The sequence below is a fragment of the Lentihominibacter faecis genome, assembly GCF_014306095.1.
Lineage (GTDB): Bacteria > Bacillota > Clostridia > Peptostreptococcales > Anaerovoracaceae > Lentihominibacter > Lentihominibacter faecis.
In genome coordinates this window covers 24,336-43,599 of record NZ_JACRWC010000056.1, presented here as the reverse complement: position 1 = coordinate 43,599, position 19,264 = coordinate 24,336, and the positions used below count along the sequence as shown (strand labels likewise).

Annotated in this window: 17 protein-coding genes, 1 tRNA gene, 1 other RNA gene and 1 pseudogene; 16 read left to right on the top strand and 4 right to left on the bottom strand. The window is 47.0% G+C overall.

The window, feature by feature from the left end; translation table 11 throughout:
* Positions 1–10 precede the first annotated feature (10 nt).
* Genes H8876_RS04490 through H8876_RS04480 form a run of 3 tightly spaced genes read left to right on the top strand, consistent with a single transcriptional unit; the run spans position 11 to position 2,061 of the window.
* Positions 11–274 carry a response regulator gene (locus tag H8876_RS04490; RefSeq protein ID WP_249286704.1) on the top strand — a complete coding sequence of 88 codons (264 nt, stop codon included), beginning with the start codon at positions 11–13 and terminating at the stop codon, positions 272–274.
* 6 nt (positions 275–280) lie between these two features.
* A complete protein-coding gene (locus tag H8876_RS04485; RefSeq protein ID WP_249286703.1) occupies positions 281–754 on the top strand; it encodes a LytR/AlgR family response regulator transcription factor in 474 nt (157 codons plus the stop codon).
* Entirely contained in the window at positions 751–2,061 is a 1,311-nt protein-coding gene (locus tag H8876_RS04480) for an ATP-binding protein (RefSeq protein WP_249286702.1), read from the top strand. Before H8876_RS04485 ends, H8876_RS04480 begins: the two co-directional genes overlap by 4 nt.
* A gap of 141 nt (positions 2,062–2,202) precedes the next feature.
* Here the strand turns inward: H8876_RS04480 and H8876_RS04475 are convergent, their stop codons facing one another.
* Positions 2,203–3,786 carry a Na+/H+ antiporter NhaC family protein gene (locus H8876_RS04475; RefSeq protein WP_249286701.1) on the bottom strand — a complete coding sequence of 528 codons (1,584 nt, stop codon included), beginning with the start codon at positions 3,784–3,786 and terminating at the stop codon, positions 2,203–2,205.
* A gap of 236 nt (positions 3,787–4,022) precedes the next feature.
* Between H8876_RS04475 and rnpB the strand changes: the two genes are divergently transcribed.
* The 3 genes from rnpB to H8876_RS04460 all read left to right on the top strand — a co-directional run bounded on the left by rnpB (position 4,023) and on the right by H8876_RS04460 (position 5,126).
* An RNA gene (gene rnpB, locus H8876_RS04470) (RNase P RNA component class A) lies at positions 4,023–4,374 on the top strand.
* A gap of 47 nt (positions 4,375–4,421) precedes the next feature.
* Positions 4,422–4,805 carry a DUF4234 domain-containing protein gene (locus tag H8876_RS04465; RefSeq protein ID WP_177265165.1) on the top strand — a complete coding sequence of 128 codons (384 nt, stop codon included), beginning with the start codon at positions 4,422–4,424 and terminating at the stop codon, positions 4,803–4,805.
* Positions 4,806–5,039: 234 nt separating this feature from the next.
* A tRNA-Leu gene (locus tag H8876_RS04460) sits at positions 5,040–5,126 on the top strand.
* A 473-nt stretch (positions 5,127–5,599) separates the two neighbouring features.
* On the opposite strand, the gene H8876_RS04455 is transcribed toward H8876_RS04460, so the two are convergent.
* The gene (locus H8876_RS04455) at positions 5,600–6,376 is read right to left on the bottom strand and encodes a ZIP family metal transporter (RefSeq protein WP_249286700.1); all 777 of its coding nucleotides are present in this window, start codon (positions 6,374–6,376) and stop codon (positions 5,600–5,602) included.
* A 211-nt stretch (positions 6,377–6,587) separates the two neighbouring features.
* Here H8876_RS04455 and H8876_RS04450 point away from each other — a divergent pair, with 211 nt between their 5' ends.
* The 6 genes and pseudogenes from H8876_RS04450 to H8876_RS04420 all read left to right on the top strand — a co-directional run bounded on the left by H8876_RS04450 (position 6,588) and on the right by H8876_RS04420 (position 13,933).
* Entirely contained in the window at positions 6,588–8,018 is a 1,431-nt protein-coding gene (locus tag H8876_RS04450; protein WP_249286699.1) for an alanine/glycine:cation symporter family protein, read from the top strand.
* A gap of 208 nt (positions 8,019–8,226) precedes the next feature.
* Entirely contained in the window at positions 8,227–9,276 is a 1,050-nt protein-coding gene (locus H8876_RS04445) for a YibE/F family protein (protein ID WP_249286698.1), read from the top strand.
* Positions 9,273–10,031: a YibE/F family protein gene (locus H8876_RS04440; RefSeq protein WP_249286697.1), complete on the top strand. Its 759-nt coding sequence runs from the start codon at positions 9,273–9,275 to the stop codon at positions 10,029–10,031. Before H8876_RS04445 ends, H8876_RS04440 begins: the two co-directional genes overlap by 4 nt.
* A 48-nt stretch (positions 10,032–10,079) precedes the next feature.
* Positions 10,080–11,242 (top strand): annotated as a pseudogene (locus H8876_RS10300) (DUF4317 domain-containing protein).
* A gap of 208 nt (positions 11,243–11,450) precedes the next feature.
* Entirely contained in the window at positions 11,451–11,717 is a 267-nt protein-coding gene (rpsO, locus tag H8876_RS04425) for a 30S ribosomal protein S15 (protein ID WP_249286695.1), read from the top strand.
* 116 nt (positions 11,718–11,833) lie between these two features.
* A complete protein-coding gene (locus H8876_RS04420) occupies positions 11,834–13,933 on the top strand; it encodes a polyribonucleotide nucleotidyltransferase (RefSeq protein ID WP_249286694.1) in 2,100 nt (699 codons plus the stop codon).
* Positions 13,934–14,080: 147 nt separating this feature from the next.
* On the opposite strand, the gene gpmI is transcribed toward H8876_RS04420, so the two are convergent.
* The gene (gene gpmI / locus H8876_RS04415; protein ID WP_249286693.1) at positions 14,081–15,607 is read right to left on the bottom strand and encodes a 2,3-bisphosphoglycerate-independent phosphoglycerate mutase; all 1,527 of its coding nucleotides are present in this window, start codon (positions 15,605–15,607) and stop codon (positions 14,081–14,083) included.
* 71 nt (positions 15,608–15,678) lie between these two features.
* Positions 15,679–16,725 carry an S-methyl-5-thioribose-1-phosphate isomerase gene (gene mtnA / locus H8876_RS04410; RefSeq protein ID WP_249286692.1) on the bottom strand — a complete coding sequence of 349 codons (1,047 nt, stop codon included), beginning with the start codon at positions 16,723–16,725 and terminating at the stop codon, positions 15,679–15,681.
* Positions 16,726–16,912: 187 nt separating this feature from the next.
* Between mtnA and H8876_RS04405 the strand changes: the two genes are divergently transcribed.
* From H8876_RS04405 to H8876_RS04390, 4 genes are all read left to right on the top strand, one after another.
* Positions 16,913–18,259 carry an MATE family efflux transporter gene (locus tag H8876_RS04405; protein WP_249286691.1) on the top strand — a complete coding sequence of 449 codons (1,347 nt, stop codon included), beginning with the start codon at positions 16,913–16,915 and terminating at the stop codon, positions 18,257–18,259.
* 107 nt (positions 18,260–18,366) lie between these two features.
* Positions 18,367–18,762 carry a hypothetical protein gene (locus H8876_RS04400; RefSeq protein ID WP_249286690.1) on the top strand — a complete coding sequence of 132 codons (396 nt, stop codon included), beginning with the start codon at positions 18,367–18,369 and terminating at the stop codon, positions 18,760–18,762.
* Complete coding sequence (locus tag H8876_RS04395) at positions 18,746–18,916, top strand: hypothetical protein (protein ID WP_177264351.1); 171 nt, start codon at positions 18,746–18,748, stop codon at positions 18,914–18,916. Before H8876_RS04400 ends, H8876_RS04395 begins: the two co-directional genes overlap by 17 nt.
* A 26-nt stretch (positions 18,917–18,942) precedes the next feature.
* Entirely contained in the window at positions 18,943–19,092 is a 150-nt protein-coding gene (locus tag H8876_RS04390; protein ID WP_249286689.1) for a hypothetical protein, read from the top strand.
* Positions 19,093–19,264: the final 172 nt, after the last annotated feature.

Sequence of the window (19,264 nt, the reverse complement as noted above, 5' to 3'; positions counted from 1 at the left end):
GGAGTAAGAGATGAGATTTGCTTTAGTGGATGACAAGAAAGAATTACGCGATCATGTTGCGATGCTGCTGGGAGAGTTCGCAGCGGAGCAGCGGCTGCATTACAAACTCGATTGTTTCGCAAGCGGTGAGGATTTTTTGAATCATTTCACGGCACACAGCTATGATATTATCTTTATGGATATTTTTATGGATGGGATGGATGGTGTGGAAACGGCGGAGCAGATCCGCAAATTTGACAGCCATGTGATCCTGATTTTCCTGACATCAAGCTAGGATCATATGAAAAATGCGTTTTCGTGTCATGCCTTTGATTATGTGGAAAAACCAGTGGATCTGGAACAGATCACGAATTGTCTTCTCGATGCACTGAAAATCATTCCCAATAAGGATCAGTTTTTCTCATTTCTGTACAACAACCTGGAAATCAGATTGATGTATTCAGAAATCGTATGTCTGTATGCGGATAATCACAGTACGAGGATCTATGATGTCGATGGAAACGAATACCGTCCAAGAATGTACTATGGCGTACTGGCAGAGCAGCTGATCGAGGATGAGCGTTTCCTGCAGGTGAGTCGCGGGGTTTTGTGCAATATGGATCATATTCTGGAAATGTCCAAGCGGGATTGTAAGTTGTCCTGCGGGATCACGGTACCTATTACGATGCGCAATGCGACAAAACTGAAGCAGCAGTGGCGTGATTACGAATTCGCTAAGATCCGAAGAAGTTCCGAAGAAAGGGGAAGAAAATGAACCAGGTTTATCTGGCAGAATTCATTCAGTATTTATGCTTGATACCGGCGGCCGCGATCTGCTTTCTTCCGATGAAAAACCAGTTGAAGTATTCCGCTAAAACGACTGCGGGTATCGCTGCAGGAGGAATCACATCGCTTTCACTGGCAGGTATTTTTTCGACCTTATCGCTGGGCGTGAATGGAGATCTGGTGTTCTTTGCTGTAATTATAATGTGCTTTGTGTTTTATTACAGGATGGTCAAGTGCGGTCTTGGCGAAAAGCTGGCTATATTTTTCCTGGCAATCGCACTTTTATCGTTTATGTCGGATTACGCCATCACTGTAGATGCATGGATACATCCAACAGAAAATAGGTCCGATTCCTGTGTTATGGCGACGGGAGTGCAGCTGATTTTCAGTGTGAGCCTTACATTGCTGCTTGCTCATTTGCTGCTGAAATACGGATGCCGGCTCGTGGATCAACTGTTCCATGCCAGAGTCTGGTATGTTATGATCCCGGCACCTCTCATATTTTCTGCCGGCAATTATGTCATTCAGCCAAGGGATTACAGTCATTTGTATTTCGGTAATATGTTTTTCCTGTATCTGTTTGTGCTAAGCGGTATGTTTTTGCTGATGCTGATCATCTATGTGAGTTTTTACTTTGTGGCGATGGAACTGATCCAGAGCCTGGATCAGCGAGAGAGGATACAGCTTATGCAGATGCAGGAGCATCAGTATATTGCCCAGCAGACATACATAGAAGAATCGTCCAGGATACGGCATGATTTTAGACAATCAGCCATTACGATGCTGAATCTGGCGGAACAAAATGATGTGGAGGCGCTGAAAGACTATCTTCAGAGTTTTGTTGCGGATCTGCCGCAGAATGAGATCAGAGCATGGTGTCGTAACCTTTCTGTCAATGCACTGCTGAATTATTATGAAACGCTGCTGGAGATGTACGGCGTGCGCAGACAGTGGGAGATCTCCCTTTCAGACTGCAAAATTTCCGACAATGACCTTTGTAGTATGCTGGGGAATCTGCTGGAAAATGTGTATCACGGTTGTCTTACTGCAAAAGAGAGTGAGCGTTTCCATCACTTTTCGGTGTTATTAAAAAATGAACGTGACCTGTATATTGTTTCATCAAACAGCTTCGATGATGAGGTACGAAAAAAAGACGGAAAATATGCTTCGTCCAGAAAAGACGGTTCGGGAATCGGACTTTCTTCGATTCGGATCACCGCAGAAAAATATAATGGTACTGCTCGTTTTTCTCATGACGATAAGGTTTTTTACATCGATGTCGTGATGGAGGTATGACGGTAAAGCAGTATACAGCCTGCGGAGCAGGCTTTGCATAAAAAAATACCCGCTCAGGAGCATCCTTTGAATAATGGATGTTTTCTGAGCGGGTTTTAGTTATGTGATTCGTAATGGTTTTGTCATTTTGTTCGCTGCGGTTTATTCCTGTGCAGCTTTGTTCTGATATCTTGCAGGACCTGCGATCTTGCGCATGATGATAAGCGCGATAAAGAGCAGAACCAGTGCAGACGGCAGCGTGATAGCTGTGCAGGCAGCCAGTCCCAGTTTGCCGGTAAAACCTGCGATGATATATCCGATCAGGCAGCATACGGCTACGGTGCAGGCATATGGTACCTGAGTTCCAACGTGTTTCAGGTGGTTGCACTGTGCACCAGTAGACGCCAGGATCGTCGTGTCGGAGATCGGGGATGTGTGATCGCCGAATACGGAGCCTGCAAGTGTAGCGGACAGTGTTACGATCAGCAGTTCCGGTGCAGCTACTTCGCAGATGGAGATGATGATAGGGATTAGGATCCCGAAAGTTCCCCATGCCGTTCCTGTCGAGAAGGAGAGGAAGCATGCCACTACGAATATCAGTGCCGGAAGGATGCCGACCGGTACACCGGATGTCTCTACCAGATGTGCTACGTAAGGACCTGTGGAAAGCAGATCTCTGCAGACGCCGCTGATGGTCCATGCCAGCGTCAGGATGATACATGCTGCTACCATGGAGTTTACTCCTGGATTGATGCATTTGAAAAAGTCACGGAATGTCAGGACTTTTCTAAGCATAAAGTAGATGAAGGAGAAGATCAGCGTAACCAGCGCACCCAGTGCCAGTGCAGTTCCGGCGTCGGTGTTTCCGAACGCATCGAAAAGGCTCATCTTTTCTTCGCCCCAGTATCCGCCTACATACAGCATGGACAGGATGCAGGCTACGATCAGGAACAGGATCGGTATAACCAGGTCGCAGATCTTGCCTTTGGAGTTCTCCAGCTGTTCCAGAAATTCTTTTTCTGCGATGCCCTGTTCCAGTCTTCCTTCATGAATCCCTTTTGTTGCAGCCATTTCCGCCTTGAGCATCGGGCCGAAGTCCCCGTTCTTGCGGATCGCCATGTAGAATACCATGAAGATGGTCAGGATGGCATACAGGTTCATCGGGATGGATGACAGGAATGCGGTCATTCCGCTGTGGGATGCTGATTCTGGATAATATGACATTACGGATGCTGCCCATGATGAAATCGGTGCGATGATACAGATCGGCGCTGCAGTAGCATCGATGAGATATGCCAGCTTTTCCCGGGACATATCGAAACGGTCTGTTACCGGACGCATAACGGTACCTACTGTCAGGCAGTTGAAATAGTCATCGATAAAGATCAGGATCCCCAGAAAGGCTGTAGCAACCGATGCGCTTCGTTTGCTTTTAAGTTTTTTTACAGCCCATTCTCCGTATGCGCGGGAACCTCCGGCACGGTTTACCAGTGCTACAAGAATACCCAGCAGACAGAGGAATATGATCATTGTTGTGTTATCTCCCAGCTTTGTGGCCATCAGCTGTGTCGTTGTGTCGAAAATGCCAACGATCCCGGTTCCTGTGGAAAAGGCATAGATCGTTGTACCCGACAAGATGCCAAGCACGAGGGAGAATACCACCTCTTTTGTGACCAGTGCCAGTACGATGGCGACCACAGGTGGCACGATGGAAAGTATACCAGCATTTATTGCTTCTAATTCCATTGGTGTTGTTCCTCCTTGATTTGTGAAATAACCTTTGTAAATAATAATGATACGACATAAATGACGTGTTTTTTTAGTATATCATTGTAAAAGAAGAAAAGCAATGAAAACAGAAGAAATACTGAGCAGTTGGAAAATATGAGGAATGTGCTCTGCTTCGCACTAAGCTGTAATTGTCCTTTACAAAATGTAGTTTGTATGATATAAATTTCTAGGAACAATTGGATTTTATATTTTGGGTAAGGCAGACAATCGCGTGCATCTTTGGGATGTATGAGGAAAGTCCGGGCTCCGCAGGGCAAGAATGCCGGATAACGTCCGGCGCAGGTAACTGTAGGGAAAGTGCAACAGAAACATTCCGCCGAAACGGGTAATGCCGTGGTAAGGTTGAAATTGTGAGGTAAGAGCTCACAGGGAGATATGGTAACATATTTCTCGTGTAAACCCCATTCGGAGCAAGACCAAATAGGGCAGAAAAAGCGGCGGCCCGTCGCTGCCCGGTAGGTAGGTCGCATGAGCTTTCTGGTAACAGGAAGCCAAGATAGATGATTGTCAGATACAGAACCCGGCTTACGCCTTGCCCATTCTATTTTTGTTTTGACAACCTTCGGGACAAGAAAGGAGCTGGACGCACTATGAGAAGAAACATTGCACTCTGCATCGTGTTTTCGATCATTACATTTGGAATATACGAGATCTACTGGTTCATCGTTGCGACGAATGAAATCAACCGCATGACTCGTCATCCCAACCAGACGTCCGGAGGGATTGCATTTCTGCTGAGCCTGATCACTTTCGGGATCTACAGCTATTACTGGGCCTGGAAACTGGGAGAAAAGTCAGACATGCTCAAGAATCGGTATCTGGAATACAGAAGTACAGATACACGGGTGCTTTATCTGGTGCTGCAGCTGTTAGGATTTCAGATCATAAACCTGGCTCTGGTGCAGTATGAATTTAACAAGGCAGATGATATTCAGAGAGGAAATTACTTCGGAGAGTATACGTGTCCGTATTAAAAATCTCGGAATAGATCCGAGTGGTTTTAAACCAAAAAACGCGGCGGTGAAATCTGGGATAAATGGATAATTCTGAATCATTAGGTAAACTCACCCAAAGCCTTGCAAAATAAAGGGATTCAGAAAACGGCAAAAAAAAGATCGAAAAAAATCAAGAAAAATTTCAAAAAAAGCTTGCAAAAATCGCAAAACGATGTATAATGAAATAGTCGCGTCAAGGAAAACAAAAAACTTGCGGATATGGCGGAATTGGCAGACGCGCACGGTTCAGGTCCGTGTGAGGGCAACTTCATGGAGGTTCGAATCCTCTTATCCGCACCAATAAAAACTCAGAGCTTTTGCTCTGAGTTTTTTTTAGCGACAACAGTTGCAGGCAAAAAGAGAAAGTACAACAAATAGGGTATGGTGCGTGATCTGGGAAATCATGAATTCCCAGATTGCGAAAAAAATGATCTTGATTTGGATTTTTTACGGCTTATGAGCTGCTTCTTCATTCATGAATTCCCATTTTCTAAAATAAAACAGCAAGCTGGGAACTGCTTTACAAGATATTTACAATGTAGAGAAAAACAGTTCCCAGATGAATAGTTTCTATGTCTTTCGAGGAATCATAGCGAGTGCTGCGCATGGATCTTGAAACCTTTACAGTAACGAACTTCCCATATAGCTTTGAAAAAATCAAATCTGGGAATTCATGACGCGAGCAGACATCTGAATCGAGAGATTGATTCCCAATTAGGTCAGAAAATTTTCGATCTGGGAATTCATAACGTGAGCAGATGTTAGCAAGCCGTTTACCCCAGCCCTACATCCAGAGCCATCATCATAGTAAAGCCGATGGCAAAGAAGAGGGTGCCCAGGTTGGAGTGGCGACCCTGAGACATTTCAGGGATGAGTTCTTCTACGACGACGTAGAGCATGGCTCCGGCGGCGAAACTGAGAAAATAAGGCAGGAAGGCGATGATGTGCTGGGCCGCCAGGATGGTCAGGAGGGCACCGATGGGCTCAACGATACCAGAAAGAGTTCCGCAGAGAAAGGCTTTTGACTTGCTCATGCCCTCGGCTCGCAGGGGCATGGAGATAATGGCTCCTTCCGGGAAGTTCTGGATGGCGATGCCCAGGGAGAGAGCCAGTGCACCGGCGGCAGTGATCTGTACATTTCCGGACAGGTAGCCTGCGTACATGACGCCGACGGCCATGCCTTCCGGGATGTTGTGGAGTGTGACGGCCAGTAGCAGCATGGTAGAGCGCTGCAAATGGGTTTTTGGTCCTTCTGTCTGTTCACAGTTTCTATGGAGATGAGGGATGACGTGATCCAGCAGAAGCAGAAACAATATACCGCACCAGAATCCGATCACGGCAGGGGCGAAGGAGAGTCGCCCCATTCCGGAGGCTTGTTCAATGGCAGGGATCAGCAGGCTCCACACTGAAGCGGCTACCATGACACCTGCGGCGAAGCCGGTCAGAGCACGCTGCAAAGATTCGCTCAATGCTTTTTTCAGAAAGAATACGCACGCGGCTCCCAGTGTGGTTCCGAGAAAAGGTATTAAAATGCCATAAAATGTATTCATATGGGATCTCCTACATTAGGGGGGTAGTCAAAACTAACTGAATCGATAGCCTCATTTTACCACACTGGGCATCGATTTGCAATTTTGATTGTATAACCTGCAAATTTCTGTTATACTGGTGAAGCTGATGCGTCAAAAGCGCGCATTTAGGGGTTTACGGACTAAGAGATGATGGTATTGTTCAAGTCATTTTTTAGGAGGAACGGAAATTATGTTAGATGTTATTCACTCATGGATCCTGGCGATCAGCGGTGTGCTGTATCAGCCATGGTTCGTACCAGTGTTCCTGATCGTAGGCGGGCTGTACTTTACATTCCGGTGTAAATTCATCCAGGTTCGTCTGTTCAAGGAATCTTTTAAAGTTATTGCTGAAAAACCGAAAAGTGAAAATGGGATCTCTTCTTTTGGAGCGCTGATGGTTTCCACGGCATCCAGAGTCGGGACCGGAAATATTATCGGAGTAGCGACAGCAATCTGCCTGGGAGGTCCAGGCGCAATTTTCTGGATGTGGCTGACGGCCTTTATCGGTGGAGCGACCGCCTTTATAGAATCTACGCTGGCGCAGATCTATAAGAAACGTGATAAAGACGGATCCAGTTACGGTGGTCCCGCATTCTACATGCAGACAGCACTGAAGCAGAGATGGCTGGGTGTGATCTTTTCCTTTTTGATCATCATGATCTACGCTGTAGGATACAATATGCTGGCTGCCTACAACCTGCAGTCCACATTTGCAGCGTTCAGCTTCTACGATGCAGGCGTGACGCCGAAACTCATAGGACTGATCCTGGCGATCCTCTTCGGCGTTATCGTGATCGGTGGAGCCAAGAGACTCGTTCGTGTCACTGCCGTTATGGTTCCGGTGATGGGCGTTATTTACGTGCTGGTATCACTGCTGATCATGGCACTCAATATCACAAACATCCCGCACATGTTTGCAATGATTTTCAAGAGCGCATTCGATTTCCCTTCTATTTTCGGAGGATTCGCAGGCTCCTGCATTATGTGGGGTATCAAAAGAGGTCTGTACTCCAACGAGGCTGGTATGGGTTCTGCTCCGAATGCTGCCGCAAAAGCAGATGTTTCTCATCCGGTAAAACAGGGGCTGGTGCAGATGCTTTCTGTATTTATCGATACGCTTTTGATCTGTTCAGCAACGGCATTCATGTGTCTGAGCACCAATATCGATCCGGTAAAATACGCGGTAGATGGATCAGCAGATGCAGCTGGTTATGTGCAGGCATCCATGGGCGATGCACTGGGAAGCTTCGGCCCGATTTTCCTGGCAGTAGCAATGTCGCTGTTCGCGTTCACGACGCTGATCGGAAACTATTCCTACTGTGAAGGATGTCTGGAATTCATCATCAGAAGAGTACCGAGCAGAGGAGAACTTCTGGTTTTCAGAATCATCGCTACGGCCGTTGTGTACATCGGTGCTGTGGCAAGTGCAGCATTCGTATGGGATACTGCGGACATGCTGCAGGGCATGATCGTAGTTGTGAACGTACCGACTATCCTGATCCTGGGAGGCACTGCCGTAAGATGTCTCAACGACTATGTAAAACAGCGTAAGGAAGGCAAGGATCCGCATTTTATCGCCAAGGATATCGGCGTCAAGGAAGATACGGATTTCTGGAAATAATGTTGCGTCATAATAGAATCTGCGAGGAGAGACCATCAGGGAAGACGGTCTCTCTTTTTTCTGCAAAGCGCACTGCCGGAGGCTTTGCAGGATCCTCGGGCAATACTTTTGCAAAGGTCTCTGCTTGCATATCGAGCCGTGGTAGAGTAAAATGTAATGTCGTGGGGAAGAAGGAAGTTTAGAAAATAAATAACAGGTGGTATTGGGTGTGAACAAATTTATCGTTAATGTGATAATAAAGTTTATAGTAGTTCTGATTTGTGGAACGATCGCATTTCTATGCGTGTATCATGATTACAGCTTGTACAGCAAGCCGATCGGGAAAATAACCACGGTCAAAACCAGTGGCGAGAAACAGCAGATCCAGGCAGAAATCAAAAATGGAGAAGAGAAAGGTCAGTTCAGAGATATCGAGTTAAAATATGATAAGGCTCTCGTTTATGATCAGAAATATCATAAAGGAGATGTGGTGTTTCTGGATTCGGAATTGAAAACGATCACAGGTGTCAAACGTGATCACTGGGTAGCTGCTGCGGTCATTCTTTTGCTGGGTATGCTGCTTGGCTTCGGAGGTCGAAAGGGCTTTTTTACTACGGTGTGCTTTGTGGCGGATATCGTGATCTTTATTGCCATGACGCTGCTGTATGTAAAGGGTGTCGATATCCTGCTGATGACGGTAGTATCCTGCCTGCTCTTTGCTTTTATCCTGTTGTTTCTGGTCAGCGGGGCAAGCAGAGTTACATTGATCTCTTTTTTTGTAACCATCGGAGCACTTGCAGTCGTAGGGCTGCTATGTTTTGCCCTGATCTGGAAGACAGCCAATATGGGGTATGAATATTTAGATTTTCTTCCGGAGCCATATACTGTAAAGCAGGCAAATCATTTATTCCTTTCGCAGATAATGATCGGATGTCTGGGTGCGATCATAGATATTGCAGTGACGATCACGGCATGCTCGGTAGAACTGATCCGCAAGACACCTGATATCAGTACGAAAGCTCTCGTGGATTCGGCGAAAGAGGTGGCAGACGATATAACGGGAACTATGATAAATGTTGTGTTCTTCACGAATCTGGCTGCCATCATACCGATTTTCATTATTTCCATGAGGAATGATATCGGTTTTGTTACTGTTTTGAAATACGATGCCTTTTTTGAGATCACGCGGTTTCTTGCCGGAGCAATAGGGATACTGATCACCATCCCGCTTTCTGTGATGGCGTCTTCCATGTTTTTAAGGAAGGGAGAAAAAAGATGATGATTTCAGTTTTGTGCATCGTTTTGGTAGCCCTCTGTCTTTTGGTTGGAGGGGATCGCACTGCGAAAACGCTTATGACCTTGTCCTTGAACGCGATCGTTTTAGTTGCCGTGATCTGGGCGATTTCTTTAGGACTTCCGCCGATGATAGTTTCCATTGCGGCGATACTGATCGTAATTTGTATTACTATATTTTATCAAAATGAAGTAAACGATAAAACGCGGGTTGCGTTTATAGCTGTGATCGTTATTGCAGCAGTCATGCTGGCACTGATCGCAGTATTCGTTTATGGGGGACACCTGCAGGGAATGTCTTTTGTGGGGGAAAATAAAATCAGGCAGTCAAATGGCTACAGCGGGGATATCGGTGTCGATATGTTTGCTATCGCGATACTGGTGATGCTGTGGACTCTTGTTGGTGCCATAGTTGATACTGCGATGGCGATCGTTTCCGGAGTTTATGAAATCGCAAGGCATAATCCCGAATATGAACAAAGAGAACTGATCCTTTCGGGGATGAAGATAGGAGGCAGTATTTTAAGTTCCACCGTAAATACGCTGTTCTTCATATTTGCAGGAGAATATTTGATTTTATTTATCAATTTCAGCATGTATTATTCACTGGAAGTCATGATAAATTCAAGAGAATTTGCAGAGGGGATCATAAATATCATTATCAGTGCGGTGGGATGTATCGCGATCATACCGGCAGCATCCTGCCTGGCAGCGTATCGATTCAGTAAAAAGATAATTTAACTGGGCATATGGAATAAAAGTTTTCGCATTACAGGAGGAAGAGCGGGGATGAATCAGAAAGAATTACGTGAAATCAGAAAACGTTTTACACTAGATAAAGACAGCATCAGCCATGTGTACGGCTGTTATGTCAATGCGGCAAAGGATATTGTGGCGCGCATGGACATGTCCATGGGGCTTATGGAGCAGGAGGAAGCGGAACTGTATCTGAAACTTCTTAAAAAATCGATTTCCGGTACGCTGGGAAAGAACCTGCTGGATATCGAGTTTTCCACGAAACAGGTGGAGGACAGCGATGAGCATCGGCTTTTACAGGCTCTCAGGCAGTCCCATCTTCGAGATGAAGATATGAGGGAATTGTTTTATAAGAGGGTCATTGCGTCGCTGGATTTCGGCGACGACAGCTATGTGATCCTGCTGGCGAGCGATTCTTATGATATTCCGTTCAAGGGACGTGACGATGAGCTTTGGGAGGAAGGATCAAACGAGGTGTTTGACTATATCATCTGCTGCATATGTCCTGTAAAGGATGCCAGGGCGTCCTTACGTTACTTTGCAGAAGAACAGAATTTCCGGGGAGCATCGTCGGGACATGTGCTGGGGAATCCGGAGCTGGGATTTATGTTTCCATCGTTTGATGACCGAAGCACCAACATCTACAATGCACTGTATTACAGCCGCGGGCTTGTGGATATTCATCATGAATTCATTGACGGGATCTTTCATATCGAAAAGTCGCCTATGTCTGCGGGAGCACAGCAGCATGCTTTCACTGATGTGCTTTGCGAATCCCTGGGAGAAGACTGCAGCTGGACGTGGTCAAGGCGGTCCACGGGCAGATCAGGCAGCAGCTGCTGGTTCATAAGGAAAGCAAGGATCCGGAAGTGCCGGAGCTGTTTGTGGAGGATCTGGATGACGTGCTCAAGCACAGCGGTGTGCCGGAAGAAAAGGTGGAGATTTTCAATGAAGCCTGCCGCAAAGAGTTTGGTGATCAGTCCATCCTGAACCCGATCAATGTAATGGAAAGCAAGAAATTCGAGATGAAGACGCCGGAGGTGAAGATCACGGTGGATCCGGAATATACATACCTGATCACGACTCAGGAAATCGATGGAAGACAGTATTTGCTGATCCCGGCAGGGGAAGGTGTTACGGTCAACGGGATCGATATCAGTGTAGGAGATGGCGAGGAAGAGCCGGAAGAAGCCTAAACAGCATAAGAAATATAACGCCGGGAGGAGCCTTTGCAGGAAACTTTGCAGAATCTGCAGAAAGTCCCGGAGGACAGAGAGATTTGTATTGCAAAACAAGTATCAGTATGGTAACATAAGTTGTTAGTAATTTTACCTGCGGCTCAGTCGGACGACACTCCGACGGCGTCTGGGCTTCAGGCGTATCAAAACAAGGAGGAAGACGAACATGATTACAACAGAAAAAAAAGCAGAAATCATCAAAGAGTATCAGACAAAAGAAGGAGATACAGGTTCTCCGGAAGTACAGGTTGCTATCCTGACTTACAGAATCAACGATCTGAACGAACACCTGAAAGTTCATAAGAAGGATCACCACTCCAGAAGAGGACTTCTGAAGATGGTAGGACAGAGAAGAAACCTTCTTAATTACCTGAAAGAGAAGGATCTGCAGAGATACAGAGATCTTATCGCTCGTTTAGGTTTAAGAAAGTAAATCAACTTGATAATTTAGACGGGGCTTTCATTCCCCGTCTTTATTTTTATATCAGGTGCATAAGCATCTGAGATGTTTAAGAGTAAGAGCAAATAAACAGGAGGTAGTTGTTTATTATGAAATTCACTGATTACAGAACATTCAAGACTGCCATCGGCGGTAAGCTGCTGGAGCTTGAAATTGGCAAAGTCTGCGAACTGGCCAATGGACAGGTTATGGTAAGATACGGCGATACAGTCGTAAACGTAACGGCGTGCGCGTCCAAGGAGCCAAGACCGGACATCGATTTTTTCCCGCTGTCTTGCGATTATGAGGAAAAAATGTACGCAGCAGGAAAGATTCCGGGCGGATTTATAAAGAGAGAAGGAAGACCTAGCGAAAAGGCGATCCTCAATTCCCGTCTGATGGACAGACCGCTTCGTCCGCTGTTCCCGAAGGGTTTCTTCAATGACGTGCAGGTCGTTGCGACAGTCATGTCCGTAGACGATGACGCACCTTCCGAAATCGCTGCTATGATCGGATCTTCCGTAGCACTGGCTATTTCGGATATTCCGTGGGAAGGCCCGACAGGTTCGGTTCTCATCGGAATGGTAGATGGACAGTTCATCGTGAACCCGTCTTTAGAACAGAGGGAAGCAAGCACGATGCATCTGGTGGTTTCTGGAACGAAAGAAGCAATCATGATGGTAGAAGCAGGTGCACAGGAAGTGCCGGAAGATACTATCCTGGACGCTATCATGTTCGCACATGAAGAAATAAAGAAGATCGTTGAATTCATCGAAGAAATCGTAAAAGAAGTCGGCAAGCCTAAGATGGAAATCGAACTGTATAAGGTTCCGGAAGACATCGAAGCTGCTGTCAGAGAATATGCAGAAGACAAGATGAGAGCTGCCATCCAGACTTACGACAAGATGGAACGTCTGGACAATATGGACGCTGTAGAAGCTGAAACAAAAGAACATTTTGAAGAAATCTATCCGGATAACGGCAAGGATATCGGCAATGTGCTTTACACCATTACAAAGGAACAGGTAAGAAAGATGATCCTGGACGACGGTATCCGTCCGGATAACAGAAAACGCACGGAAATCCGTCCGATCTGGTGTGACACTCATGTACTGCCGAGAACTCACGGCTCCGGTCTTTTCAAGAGAGGACAGACTCAGGTGCTTTCCGTTGCTACCGTAGGGCCGCTCAGCGAAGCGCAGACTATCGACGGCATCAATGAACAGACTGAAAAGAGATACATGCATCACTACAACTTCCCGCCGTATTCCGTAGGAGAAGCAGGAAGAATGAAGAGCCCGGGCAGAAGAGAGATCGGACATGGTGCACTGGCGGAAAGAGCACTGCTGCCGGTACTGCCGAGTGAGGAAGATTTCCCGTATGCGATCCGTGTCGTATCGGAAGTGTTATCCTCTAATGGATCTACTTCTCAGGCATCGGTATGCGGAAGCTGTCTGGCACTGATGGATGCAGGCGTTCCTATCAAGGCTCCTGTAGCTGGTATTGCGATGGGTCTTATCGAGCGCGTGGAAGAAGACGGAAGCAGCAAGATGGCGATCCTGTCCGACATCCAGGGGATGGAAGACTTCCTGGGCGATATGGACTTCAAGGTTGCAGGTACTGCAAAGGGCGTTACGGCGATCCAGATGGACATCAAGGTTCATGGCCTTTCCAAGGAAGTTCTGCAGAACGCTTTGAAACAGGCATATGAAGGAAGAATGCATATCATGAAGGAAATGCTGGACGAGCTGCCTGCTCCGAGAGAAGAAATGTCACCATATGCACCGAGGATCATCTCCATGCATATCGATCCGGATCACATCCGTACTGTCATCGGACCGGGAGGCAAGACTATCAATCGCATCATCGCAGAAACCGGTGTCAAGATCGATATCGACGATACTGGTCTGGTTTATATCGCAGCGCCTGATATGAAGAGCGCAGAGGCTGGCGTAAGAGAGATCGAGCTGCTGACCAAAGAACCAGAACCGGGCGAGATCTACGAAGGCAAGGTAACTCGTATCATGAACTTTGGGGCATTTATCGAGATCCTGCCGGGAAAAGAAGGTCTGCTTCATATTTCCAAGATGGCAAAACATCGTGTAGAGAAGGTAGAAGACGAAATGAATATCGGTGATATCGTGAAGGTCAAGGTAACGGAAATCGACAGCCAGAACCGTATCAACCTTTCGAGAAAAGAACTGCTGTAAGAGAGGGCAAAGTCTGTTTTATGGCGACAAGATAGAAACGATACAAAAGAGCCGGGAGAGAATCCTTTAGGATTCTTTCCCGGCTCTTTTTGACTTTGATTCTTTTATCGATTCACAGGCGGCAGGTGGCTTGCGGTGTGCCGCAGGCTATACCAGCGGCTTTCCGGTCATTTCTGCCGGGATATCCAGATGCATCAGCTTCAGGATGGTCGGCGCTATGTCGCACAGGCGACCACCGTCTTTTAGCTGCTTAGGTTCATTGGCAATGTGGAGCAACGGTACATCGTTGAGGGAGTGAGCCGTTACCGTATTACTGTCTTTATCCAGCATCACATCGGCATTGCCGTGATCTGCCGTCAGCAGGATCTGACCGTCCTTTGCCAGGATGGAGTCTACGATCTGCGGTACGCACTTGTCCAGGGCTTCGATGGCTTTTTTTGCAGCCTCTATGACACCTGTATGACCAACCATATCGGCGTTGGCAAAATTCAGGATGATCAGATCGTATTTATCTGTTTCGATGGCTTCCAGAACTTTTTCTGTTACCTCATAAGCGCTCATTTCCGGCTGCAGGTCGTATGTGGCCACCTTCGGGGAAGGAACCAGGATGCGGTCTTCGTTGCGGTTAGGTGCTTCCACACCACCGTTGAAGAAGAAAGTTACATGGGCGTATTTTTCTGTTTCCGCAATACGCAGCTGGGTCAGTCCCTGATCCGCGATATATTCTCCCAGCGTATTGGCCATGGTTTCCGGCGGGAAGGCAAGGGAGACGTTGGGCATCTCGGCATCGTACTGAGTCATGCAGATGTAGCAGAGATCTTTGATCTCTTTTTTTCGTTCAAATCCATCGAAATCCTCATCCACAAATGCCCGTGTGATTTCTCTGGCACGGTCCGGGCGGAAATTGAACATGATCATAGCATCACCGTTGTTAACGGTGCCGTTTGCATTTTCAATAACAGTTGGGAGTACGAATTCATCGTTTTCGTCGCGGCTGTAAGCCTGGTTCACTGCAGATGCACCGTCGGGAGCCTGTTCCCCTTCGCCGCACGCCATAGCGTTGTAGGCTTTTTCGACACGATCCCAGCGTTTGTCACGATCCATGGCATAGTAGCGGCCGGATACGGTTGCGATCTTACCGAGACCGGTTTTTTTCATGTGATCTTCCAGCTGACTAATGTACTTTTCGGCGCAGCGAGGAGGCACGTCTCTGCCATCCAGGAAACAGTGAACGTAAAGGTTTTCGATGCCTTCTTTTTTCGCCATATCGATGAGAGCGAACAGGTGGCTGATATGGCTGTGGACGCCACCATCAGAAAGCAGCCCTAAAAGATGGAGAGCGGAATGGTTCTCTTTTACATGAGCAATAGCTTTCTGCAAAGCTTCGTTTTCAAAGAAGCTGCCGTCTTCGATAGCCTTTGTGATCATGGTGAGATCCTGATAGACGATCCGGCCGGCGCCGATGTTCAGGTGACCGACTTCGGAATTTCCCATCTGGCCTTCCGGAAGACCTACGTCCAGTCCGCAGGCTTTCAGTGTTGTTCCAGGATATTTTGTAAAGATCTCATCCAGATGCGGCTTGTCCGCTGCTGCGATAGCATTACCGTATGTATCTTGATTGATGCCGTACCCATCCAGGATCATCAGCATGGTCGGGCGATTGAATTCTTTCATAATAACACCTCCGTTTTCTGTTGTAATTTATTATACCACTTATAGTGGATTTGACATGTATTTTTTCCTTGTTATTTAAAAACTTTCGGCAGGTTTTCCGTGTATGGCGGACGTACGATGCCTTTTTCTGTGATAACTGCTGTAATGTATTTCGCATCAGTCACATCGAAGGCCGGATTCCAGGTTTTGATCCCGGCAGGAGCCATATCTTCAGCGTACCAGAGCTTGTGGATCTCTTCGCCGTTTCGTTCTTCAATATGGATATCTGCACCGGTCGACGTAGAAAGGTCGATGGTGGAAGTCGGCACGTACATGTAGAACGGGATGCCGTATTCCTTCGCCAGCACGGCGACTCCGAAAGTCCCGATCTTATTGGCTCCGTCACCATTGGCGGCCATCCGGTCACAGCCGACTACTACGGCGTCGATCTTGCCTTGCTTCATGGCGGATGCAGCCATGTTGTCGCAGATCAGGGTCACATCTACGCCGGACTTTTGCAGTTCCCAGCAGGTGAGTCGTGCTCCCTGCAGGAGCGGGCGTGTCTCGTCGGAGAATACATGGAAGTTATAGCCTCGTTCCTGTCCCAGGTGGATGGGTGCCAGGCAGGTTCCGTATTTAGATGTCGCCAGTGCTCCCGCATTGCAGTGGGTCAGGATACCCATGCCCGGTTTCAGCAGGGTCAGTCCGTATTCGCCCATGGCTTTGCAGGCGGCAACGTCTTCTTCGTAGATTTTTTTTGCTTCTGCGAAGAGCAGGTCTTTAGACGTTATGATATCGCAGGGCTGAGATTTCCGCCAGGTGTTCCACATGCGTTCCAGTGCCCAGGCAAGGTTGACTGCTGTTGGACGGGCAGTCACCAGATAGTCTTTGGCGGCCTGCAAAGTCTTTGCGAACTCTTCCATGCTTCCGGTAAAATCCTTTACAGAAAGCCAGAGACCGTATGCCGCGGCGATGCCGATAGCCGGTGCTCCCCGAACCTGCAGGGTGTTTATGGCGTGCCAGATGTCTTCTTTTGTTTCCGGGCGAAGATAAACTTCGGTGCCGGGCAGCCTGGTCTGATCCAGGATCAGCCAGACGTCCCCTTCCAGGCGGAAGGGGGATATTTCAAATGTATTCATAGTGAGCCTCCTTGCTACTTGTTCTATGGTATCACAAATGGAAGGGTTTTGCATCTGAAAGGTGGCAGGAAGAAAGCGTGAAACCGGTTACATAGCTGCTTGTGACCACCCTATCAATGTGTTACAATGATTAGAGCAAAATAAAGAGTTCATATTCGGTTTGGTGTGATTAAAGGAGATGAAGAAGATGGGCGAACTGAATAAAATGGAGACAAAACCGATGCTGCCGCTGATTGTGACGATGTCGGTTCCTCCGTTGATTTCGATGTTTCTTCAGTATACATACAATTTTGTGGATTGTATGTTTGTATCGTGGATTTCAGAGGATGCGCTTACTGCTGTTTCTCTGGCGTTTCCGATCACTACGCTTATGATCGCTATGTCGATCGGAACAGGTGTTGGTGTCAATGTACTGATTGCCAGGTATCTGGGGCAGAAAAATCAGGATATGGCCAACAGCGTGGTCTCAAATGGAATCATTCTCTCCGCTGCATGCGGCGTGATCGTAACGATCGTGGTTTTGCTTATTATGAAACCTTTTTTTGCCTCCTTCACAGAAGATCCCACCATTTATGATATGGCGGTGGATTATATGAGGATCTGTGCTTTTATGGAAGTGTCCAGCATGGTACATATCTGCATCCAGAAAGTTTTACAGGGAACGGGGAACATGATTGCACCAATGTGGTTTCAGATCGCTGGTGTTCTGCTGAACTTTGTTCTGGATCCCCTTCTTATTTTTGGTGTGTGGATCTTCCCGGAAATGGGAGTCGAAGGAGCTGCGGTATCTACTGTGTGCGGATATACATTCTCGATGATCCTGGCATTTTATGTGCTGATTTTCCGTAAGCAGAAAGTAAAGATCAAGACGAAGGGATTCAAGCTCGATTTCAAGATATTCAAGGAAATTTTCGTGATAGGGTTCCCGTCATTTTTGATGAATGCGCTCGGTGCATTCATGACTTATTTCACCAATCTGTTCCTCGTGCTCTATTCTACGACTGCCGTTGCATTTTTCGGGGCGTATTTCAAGCTGCAGCAGGTGGTGATCATGACGCTCAACGGTCTGGTGCAGGGATGCATTCCGATCATGAGTTACAATTATGGTGCGAAGAACGAAAAACGTTTGACCCAGACATTTCAGTACGGAAATACGATCGGCATCCTGCTGACTGGCGTGAGCATCATCATATTATGTCTCTTCCCGTCGCAGGTTCTTACTGTGTTCAATGCATCGGAAGAGATGTTGTCGTTTGGTGTGCCTGCACTGCGGATCATGTGCATAAGCTATGTATTTGCTGCGATCGCAACGATGGTCGCTTCATTTATGCAGTCGACGAAGAGGGTAAAGTTCAGTCTTCTGATCAATATACTGAGACAATTCGGACTGTTGATCCCGGCTATGTGGCTGTTGTCAAAATTTATGGGCATGACCGGGATCTGGTACGCATTTATAGTCGCAGAGGTCATCACAGCTGCAATCAGCTGGGCTTTATATAAAAAATATCCGATCAGCTTCGATGAAGCTGCATAACGCAGATCACCTGGGTCATCTGATCGGTGGCGGGGCTGGTGATATTCGTGAATTCCCATATAGAGAAAAAATTGCTGTGGATTTGGATTTTTTGCCGGGAGTGAGTTTTGCAGCTCATCGTGAATTCCCACATTGCAAAAAAAATAGCGGCGGATGGGAAGTTAGTTGAAAACTTTTTGCAGTGCGCAACTCAAAAATTCCGAGATGGAGAATTTTTATGGAGGTTTTGGAACTGTGAAAGGCAGATCAACCTGATAATAACGGCCGCATCAGTCTATAGTTCCCATCTGGCCATGAAAAAAGTGAATCTGGGAATTCATAGTTTGGGAAGCAGGTTCGTAGTAGAGTTTAATTCCCATATAGGTCAAATAATTTTTGATATTGGAATTCACGAAGAAGAACCGACTATATTTCTGTATATTTCCCTGCAGACCGGGCATACTACTTTCGTAAGATTGAAATATGCGGAAGCAGGAGGTGTTGGAAATGGGAAAAGCGTGTAGTATGATCACAGGGATCGGTCTTGCCGGAGCACTGGTGGGGCTGAATATATACCTGCTCATGGAGCCGAAGGAGCAGCATAAGATCAAGCGGGAAGCTGGCGAGGCGATCTGCGAGATGAAAAAAGCGGCGCGGAAGCTGGCGGAATTAGGCTGACAGGCCAAGGGGAAAAGGAGCAGAGTATGGGAATCAAGGATCAGATGAAAAAGAAACGAAAGAAGCAGGAGCTTCTGGATGACCTGCCGGACTACGAAGTGCTGGGGCTTGCGGATGACGAGATCGATCTGCAGCCGGCACTGGATCTTCTGGCACAGAGAAATCGGGAAGAATAGAAGAAAATCTTGGCGGAAACGAAAAAATGCTTGCAATTTCTTTCTTCTATGTGATAAGATAGCGCTGTTAAAAAATCAATAATCAAAGCAGATAAGACAATAAATGTCGCGCATTCACTGTCGGACGGATGTGCTGCAGGTATTGTCTTTTTTGTTTGCCTGAGCCGACACA